At 40.8% G+C, this 8,145-nt stretch carries 7 protein-coding genes; 4 read left to right on the plus strand and 3 right to left on the minus strand.

The features are described 5' to 3' along the window. Window positions 1–64 precede the first annotated feature (64 nt). The 3 genes from C3420_RS10215 to C3420_RS10225 all read right to left on the minus strand — a co-directional run bounded on the left by C3420_RS10215 (window position 65) and on the right by C3420_RS10225 (window position 2,897). Window positions 65–592 (minus strand): pyridoxamine 5'-phosphate oxidase family protein, encoded by a 528-nt coding sequence (locus tag C3420_RS10215; RefSeq protein ID WP_171294463.1) that lies wholly within the window; start codon window positions 590–592, stop codon window positions 65–67. Window positions 593–717: 125 nt separating this feature from the next. After that, window positions 718–1,155, minus strand: coding sequence for a hypothetical protein (locus C3420_RS10220; protein ID WP_103800096.1), 438 nt, complete (start codon window positions 1,153–1,155; stop codon window positions 718–720). Window positions 1,156–1,340: 185 nt separating this feature from the next. Beyond that, complete coding sequence (locus C3420_RS10225; protein ID WP_103800095.1) at window positions 1,341–2,897, minus strand: phospholipase D family protein; 1,557 nt, start codon at window positions 2,895–2,897, stop codon at window positions 1,341–1,343. Window positions 2,898–3,020: 123 nt separating this feature from the next. Here C3420_RS10225 and C3420_RS10230 point away from each other — a divergent pair, with 123 nt between their 5' ends. From C3420_RS10230 to C3420_RS10245, 4 genes are all read left to right on the plus strand, one after another. Next, on the plus strand, window positions 3,021–4,133 hold the full coding sequence (locus tag C3420_RS10230) for an S-(hydroxymethyl)glutathione dehydrogenase/class III alcohol dehydrogenase (RefSeq protein WP_048881095.1): 1,113 nt from the start codon (window positions 3,021–3,023) through the stop codon (window positions 4,131–4,133). A 205-nt stretch (window positions 4,134–4,338) separates the two neighbouring features. After that, window positions 4,339–4,869: a hypothetical protein gene (locus C3420_RS10235; protein WP_005222291.1), complete on the plus strand. Its 531-nt coding sequence runs from the start codon at window positions 4,339–4,341 to the stop codon at window positions 4,867–4,869. 521 nt (window positions 4,870–5,390) lie between these two features. Beyond that, a complete protein-coding gene (locus C3420_RS10240) occupies window positions 5,391–6,440 on the plus strand; it encodes a 3-deoxy-7-phosphoheptulonate synthase (protein WP_103800094.1) in 1,050 nt (349 codons plus the stop codon). Between the two features lie 243 nt (window positions 6,441–6,683). Further along, the gene (locus C3420_RS10245) at window positions 6,684–7,862 is read left to right on the plus strand and encodes a PilT/PilU family type 4a pilus ATPase (protein WP_103800093.1); all 1,179 of its coding nucleotides are present in this window, start codon (window positions 6,684–6,686) and stop codon (window positions 7,860–7,862) included. Window positions 7,863–8,145: the final 283 nt, after the last annotated feature.

The raw sequence follows: 8,145 nt of genomic DNA on the forward strand, positions 1-8,145 counted from the left end.
GGATTAAGAAAATAAAATACACGCATACTTATAGTTAATTACCAACCAATAGTAAGTATTAAATCTATGTATCTGGCATCATTTGTGGATATTCCACCCATTTAAAACCATGCGCCTGAAAATCCCGAACATGGGTAAAGTCAGACCAGATCAGGCGGCTGCCTTTGGTCCAATTTAATAGTTTTATTCTGCAATGGACCAGCTCCAGTTCAGCTTCAGTTGCAGGTCGCAGTTCACTGATTTCTGCATATAAACGTACACCTGGATAACTGCTAAATTTACCGCTCATTAAAGATTTTAGCCAAAATGACTGGCTACTATTTACTGCTTGAATACACGCTTTCGAACTATGTGGAAGGTTCTGTTTCAGGCTGGTACAGTAGCGGTCAAAGAAAAAGCCTGTGGGTTTATATTCATGTAAAAATAAAGTGCCGATGGGACTGCTTGTAGGAAATCCATCAGAGCTGATTGTAGAGACCGAACAGTGCATGGCAGCACGCTGGGCATCAGCAAAGACATTCCGGATCTTAAGCCAATCTTGAGGCTGAATATTTACCATCATAAGGTCATCTTCATTTTTTATTATTTTCATTAACATAGCATAGAGCATATATAAACTTGCTGAGACATTACGACTTACCATTCATCTCTATAGAAATTCTAAAATAAAAAAGGCGATTGAATCGCCCTAAAAGTTTTAAGTGATAGCTTTAAATATTAACTATCATATTCCACATAATCCCAAAGATTTAAACGGGATTTAATTTCACGACGAATATTCGGTAATAAAGGCAACAGCGTGCCATCGATCCATAAACTCAAAGCTTTTGAAGATAGTAATTGTTGCTGCTCATCAACCAGTTTCGCACCTTTGACGACGACCAAAGTTTCTTCATTAACTTCAGTTTCTACACCTTTAAACAGCACCTGCAGATCATAGCCAGAATCCTGAATCAGCCATTCCAGTTCAATCTGGATATTTTCATTGGACTGGATGATAGCCTGACCTTCAATCACCTCTGTATCAGAAATACAGTCATGCTCTACACGGATTTTGGCGAGAAACCACTCCTGAGCGGATAATTCTTGAAGGGTTTTGTTTGGTGTAAGGATATCACTTAACTTAAACTGGCGGCTTAAATCAAAAAATTGCATGGGAGTGTGGCGAAAAAACTTCGCGAAAACTGGAAAAGTGTAATTTTAAGGCAATCTAGAGCTATGGTATAGATCATGACCGTATTGATCGAATAAACGTCTAAAACCTGCACGATTTTCAATTAATCCTAAAATTAACAATCTTTAAAATGAGATTGAAATTCAATTTCGTCATCTGTTTGTCATTACATTGCCCATTCAGCTGGGAAAGTCGTGACTAAATGCATCATAAAACGCTGGAATCGGGTTGTTTCAGGATCATGGGTAAATTTTAAAATTTTTCCGTCTTTCTGTTGGTCTAGCCAGATAATTTCCCCTTTATCATTCAGCTTAAGTTGATAAGCAATACGTGGCAGATATTTATCTAGTGAGGCTGCAATTTCATTTTGAAGCTTCTCTGATTCGATCACCAGTCCGACTTCAGTATTCAGGCGTGCTGAACGGGGATCAAAGTTAAAAGAGCCGATAAAGACTTTGCCATTCGCATGGAAAAACTTGGCATGCAGGCTGGAGCTGTTTTTATTTTTAGCTGGAATCACATTACCTGTCATTTTCTCATACCAGGTACGTTCCCGACGTTCGATATAAGGTTTAAATTCCCAGATTTCTATACCATTTTTGAGTAACTGATTACGGTATTGCTGATAGTAGGCATGTACCACAGGCACATCATTCGCCAAAAATGAGTTGGTGACAACTCGAATTTTCAAGCCATTTCTGGCACGCTTGCTCAGATAATCCGTTCCCCATTGAGTGGGAACAAAATAGGAAGACACCAAGTCTAACTGATTTTTTGGTTCACCCATCAGATCTAACATCTGGGTATAGATGAAGTCTTCATCATTTATCGTGTGACGTGCCTTTCTGGGTGAATCGGCAACAAAGTGCGCACTGGCCCATTGCACAGGTTGTGACTGTAATTGTTTGGCAACTTGTTGCTCGGCAATATTGACGCGACGCTGGGTCTCCTTGGCATCCACACGGGTTTGAGCAAATAATTTTCTTAATTCAATCAAATCATCCGGTTTAGACCTTTCCTCTAAGATCTGCTGGATATCATAACTCAGTGTATCATTCCAGAAGTTGATAAAAGACTGGTTGGCATCTGTGACCGCATTGCCGGCAAAGAAAATATCGACATCGGTAAACTGAAAATCATTGCTGGCTTCAAAATATTCACTACTGATATTGCGGCCACCGGTGACAGCCACACTGCCATCGGCAATGATCAATTTATTGTGCATACGGTGATTCACTTTCTTTAAACGCAGCCCATAATCTAGGGCGCGAAAGTGACGAAATTTATAAGGATTAAATAATTTGGTTTCGATATTAGGATGTTGGCTCAGCGCAAGCAGTTTATCATCCAGCTGAGTACCATTCTGGTCATCAATTAATAGCCGGACTTTAACTCCGCGATCGGCGGCATTCAGCAACTGGGACAATACCAGATTGCCAATAAAATCATCGTTCCAGATATAATATTGCAAATCAAGATGATGCTTTGCGTGATTGATCAGGTGCAGCCGTGCTGCAATACTCATAAAACCGTCATATAGCGGCAAATAAGCGGTTAAACCTTCCTGAACATTTTCCCGGGCTTCGGTTTTTTGAATCCAGTGCTGGGATTGTACCGGTGTAATTTTTGCTTTAGTCGATATGTTTGGATCTAACTCACAGCCTGTCAAAAAAATGGATAAGCTAATAAAACTGATACAAAGTGTTTTAGTTCGGTGAGTCATTGAGTTTCCATTAATTATTTGGCTTTATTCTTCCCATACTAAGGATGTTAATGGTTGAATCTCAGAATAGAAAGAGGTTACTGTTAGTCATCTGTTAAATCAGCAAACAAAGGATAGTTTTAAATGAAATCACGTGCAGCGGTAGCGTTCGGTCCAGGCGAGCCATTACAGATCGTTGAAGTTGATGTCGCACCACCGAAAGCTGGCGAAGTTCTGGTAAAAATCAGCCATACGGGCGTGTGTCATACTGATGCCTTCACTTTATCTGGTGAAGATCCCGAAGGTGTATTCCCGGCAATTCTGGGCCATGAAGGTGCAGGTGTGGTGGTTGAAGTAGGTGAAGGTGTCACCAGCTTAAAACCGGGTGATCACGTGATTCCTCTATATACTGCCGAATGTGGTGAATGTCTGTTCTGTAAATCTGGAAAAACTAACTTGTGTGTTGCTGTACGTGCGACTCAGGGTAAAGGGGTAATGCCGGATGGTACCACGCGTTTCTCTTATAATGGCGAGCCAATTTACCATTACATGGGCTGTTCAACATTCTCTGAATATACCGTGGTTGCTGAAGTTTCTCTGGCGAAAATCAATCCGGAAGCAAATCATAAACACGTTTGCTTATTAGGCTGTGGTGTCACTACAGGTATTGGTGCAGTACATAACACAGCAAAAGTACAGGAAGGTGATACGGTTGCAGTATTCGGTCTGGGTGGTATCGGGTTGGCAGTGGTACAAGGTGCCCGTCAAGCCAAAGCCAGCCGTATTATTGCAGTAGATACCAATGCTGATAAATTTGAACTGGCAAAACAGTTCGGTGCAACCGACTTCTTAAATCCAAAAGACTATGACAAGCCAATTCAGCAAGTCATTGTGGAAATGACAGGCTGGGGTGTAGATCATTCATTTGAATGTATCGGTAATGTCGACGTAATGCGTTCTGCACTGGAATGTGCACACCGTGGCTGGGGTCAATCAGTCATTATTGGTGTCGCTGGTGCAGGTAAGGAAATTTCGACTCGTCCATTCCAGCTCGTGACTGGCCGTAAATGGATGGGGACGGCATTTGGTGGCGTAAAAGGTCGTTCACAATTGCCAGGAATGGTTGAACAGGCCATGAAAGGTGATATCCAGCTGGAACCATTTGTAACCCATACCATGCCGCTTGAGCAGATTAACGAAGCATTTGATCTGATGCATGAAGGTAAGTCGATCCGTACAGTGATTCATTTTGACTAAGCGGATTAATTTTAAAAGACCGGTAAATACCGGTCTTTTTTATGTTTATTTATTTTAAATTGGATACATTTGCCTCTTAAACCCTCACAAAGCTTAACTGAATCCGCACAAGCCTTCTAAAGTCATTTTGGCTCAGAGCTTTATAGTGATGAAAGCATATTGATATGCGTTAAGAAAACAATTTTCAACAATAAGGATAAGCTCTATGTCGAATGATAATTTTGATCGTGATTTAATCAAGAATTCTCCAAAAGAAGTACGTGATGATTTAAATGCCGATCCAATTACTGGTGAACCGGGTGCGCATCCGGTAGGTACAGGTGTCGGTGCTGCAGGCGGTGCAGCTGCAGGTGCAGCAATTGGTTCTGCTGCTGGTCCGGTTGGAACTGCTGTCGGTGGCGTAGTCGGTGCAGTGGTTGGCGGGTTAGCGGGTCATGGTGTAGGTGAAGTGGTAAACCCAACCGAAGAAGAAGCATATTGGCGTGAAAATTCATTAAATACGCCTTATTATACTGAAGCACGTACAAGTTATAGCGATCTGGATTATGATCGTGATTATCATACGGCGTATCAGGTCGGTTATGAAAATCGTGCCCATTATGATGCTAACACCCGTTTTGAAGATGTCGAATCCGATTTAAGAATCAAATGGGAACAGGTAAAAGGCGAGTCGCGTCTGAACTGGGAGCAGGCTAAATATGCGATCCGCGATGCCTGGAACCGTGTTTCACGTTGATTCTGCTTTAATAATGAGTCATTGAATCTTGACAAGGTCTGAAGTAGCTTCAGATCTTGTCAAACTTTGGTATAGCTATGACAAATACGTGGATTGATAAATAAAAATAGCTACACTAATAAATATTTTTTTTACAATTTTTACTTGTCAAATACTGATATACCGCGTATTTTAAATTTCATATTCACATTTTTATAAATGACATAACATGCTCAAGCAACCTGTAAACTCAAACGCTTATTATTATTTCTGGCAGTTTAGATGATTGCCTGAATGCGTTCGGGCAAGTAAAAGGTTGCCCACCCAGTTTATACCTGATCGGCAACCCTGATCAGGTTTTTTTATGCTTGTTATATTTACTAATTTTGGAGACAGCCATGACTTATTTTAATTATTCATACTTTAGCAACTTTTATTGGTTCTACTTTAACCAGTTGATGAACCTTAGCACCCAGACACATAGACCCATAAAGCTCAAATAAAAGTTCGGACTGTATTGATCAGTCCAAAGGATGAAAGTCATGAATAGCGTTATTACATCACAACAACAGCAAACTGAAACTCTATTAAGCCTGCCGGCAGAACTGAAAGCACAATTGCCATTGTCTCCACAATTGGCTGAACAGATTGCCGGACAGCGACAAACCATACAGAACATTCTAGAGGGTAAAGATCACCGTCTGATGGTGATTACTGGACCATGCTCCATCCATGATGAAGCCTCCGCACTTGAATATGCAGAAAAATTAAAACAGTTACAGGCTCAAATTTCTGATCAGATTTTCCTGGTCATGCGTGCTTACATTGAAAAGCCTCGTACCACAGTCGGCTGGAAAGGTTTCCTATACGATCCTGCACTGGATGGTTCATCCAATATGCAGTTAGGTCTGCAAAAATCTCGCGAACTTTACCTGAAAATTATTGGTATGGGCTTACCGATTGCTTCGGAAATCCTCAGTCCAATGGCGACGGCGTATTTCGATGATTTACTGGCTTGGGGTGCGATTGGTGCACGTACCAGTGAATCTCAGATCCACCGCGAAATTTCCAGCCATATGCCATACAGCATCGGTTTCAAAAATGGCACTGATGGTTCGATTCAGATTGCTTTAGATGCGATTCAGTCAGCTTCTCATCCGCATCAGTTCCTGGGCATGAGCCAATCGGGTTTACCATGTATTTTAAATTCCAAAGGAAATCCAAAAGCCCATCTGATTCTGCGTGGATCAAATAGTGGTCCGAACTACCAGTTATCTGAAATCGAAAAAATCAAAGCCAAACATTCAGCGGAATTGCCGGCATTAGTGATTGACTGTAGCCATGGCAACAGTTCTAAAAATCCGATGCTACAACCGGAAGTTTTAGAACAGATCGTGGCAGAACGCTTACAGACCAATGTTCGCGGTGTGATGCTGGAAAGCCATTTGGTTGATGGCAATCAGAAAATTTCAGATGGTATGGTTTACGGACAGTCGGTTACAGATGGATGTCTGGGCTGGACAAAAACCGAACAACTGTTGTTAAATATGACAGATTCACTGCGACTGGAAGGTTTAAAGCGTAGTGCTTAAATTTGCGGTCATGCCTTTCCTCACACTGTTAGGGAAAGGCATGAGTGAATGCTACTGAGAGAAAGACTGCTTATAAAGTTTCGATCAGCATCTTTACTATGTTGAACATACAGAATAATAATCAATAAACATATATTTATAAAAACATCAGAAAATAAGTGATTTCACAATAACAATAATTTTTCAGGATCTGCATCAAACCGTTTTATATCACGCGATGAACAGGATCTGAGGGACCTGGATATGTATACACCCGAATTGCTCGATGAAGCACGTAAATTTATGCACCATATGCTGACCAAGGTAGTTGAATATGGAGGCTCCGATCTTTTTATTACCGCAGATTTTCCACCAAGTATCAAACAGCAGGGTCTGATGAAGCCTTTTGGTCAGCAAAAACTGGCAGCGGATAAAACTCGTTTGTTTGCCTATGCTTTAATGAATGAACGACAGATCAAGGAATTTGAATCAGTGATGGAATGCAATTTCGGTATCAGTGTACCAGGTGTATCACGCTTCCGGGTCAATGTCTTTCAGCAACAGCATAATGTTGGGATGGTAATCAGAACCATTACTACGGAGATTCCAAGCTTTCAGCAATTAGGACTACCAAACTCTTTGCAACAAGTGATTATGGAAAAACGTGGGCTGGTTCTGATTGTAGGTGCGACAGGTGTTGGTAAATCTACCACACTTGCAGCCATGATTGATCACCGCAATACCTATTCTGAAGGACATATTATTACCATAGAAGATCCTGTGGAATACGTATATCAACATAAAAAGTCCATGATTACCCAACGTGAAATTGGCGTAGATTGTGTTTCCTGGCATAACGCGCTGATCAATACCATGCGTCAGGCACCGGATGTGATCGTGATTGGTGAAATCCGGGATACCGAAAGTATGGAGCATGCGATTGCCTTTGCTGAATCCGGTCATCTGTGTTTAGCCACCCTGCATTCTAATAATGCCGATCAGGCTTTAGACCGCATTATTAATTTCTTCCCGGAAGAACGCCGCAATCAGCTATTAATGGATTTATCCGCCAATATGAAAGCTGTGATTTCGCAACGTTTGATCCGTACCGAGGATGGGCAAGGCCGTAGAGCTGCCGTTGAAATTTTATTGAATACGCCACTGGTGTCTGATTTTATCCGTAAAGGAGATTTTTACGAGTTGAAAACTATTATGGCGCGTTCGCGTGAACTCGGCATGCAGACCTTTGATCAGGCATTATTTGATTTGTATAACCAGGAAATTATTTCTTATGACGAAGCCTTGCGTAATGCAGATTCAAGTAATGAAATGCGTTTGCAGATCAAATTAAAGAGCAGTCGCATCAATCCCGCTCTTCAGGAAGAAGGAAGTAAAATGAGGATACTGGAACAGTCTAAGGAAACTACACTTTCCAGAATCTGACATACAACATTTTGCTGAAATCAAGCTGCATTCAAATGCAGTTAAGTTGGATGATAATTTTTCAGCGGTGGTTTAAAGATCATAAAGCTTTAGCCACCAAGATTTTTAATTTAATTTCCTTATTTAAAAAAATATGTGGACGGATTCATTTCGATGAGTTTCCAATTTACTTTTCTAAAATCTGAACTCTAGTTTATCAATAGTTATAAATATTAGATTTTAATTTCATTAAGATCATTTCCCTTTATTTTTATTTTCTTTGAATCAGGTCACAGAATTATTT

Origin of the sequence: Acinetobacter sp. ACNIH3 (assembly GCF_002918965.1) — a bacterium.
Lineage (GTDB): Bacteria > Pseudomonadota > Gammaproteobacteria > Pseudomonadales > Moraxellaceae > Acinetobacter > Acinetobacter schindleri.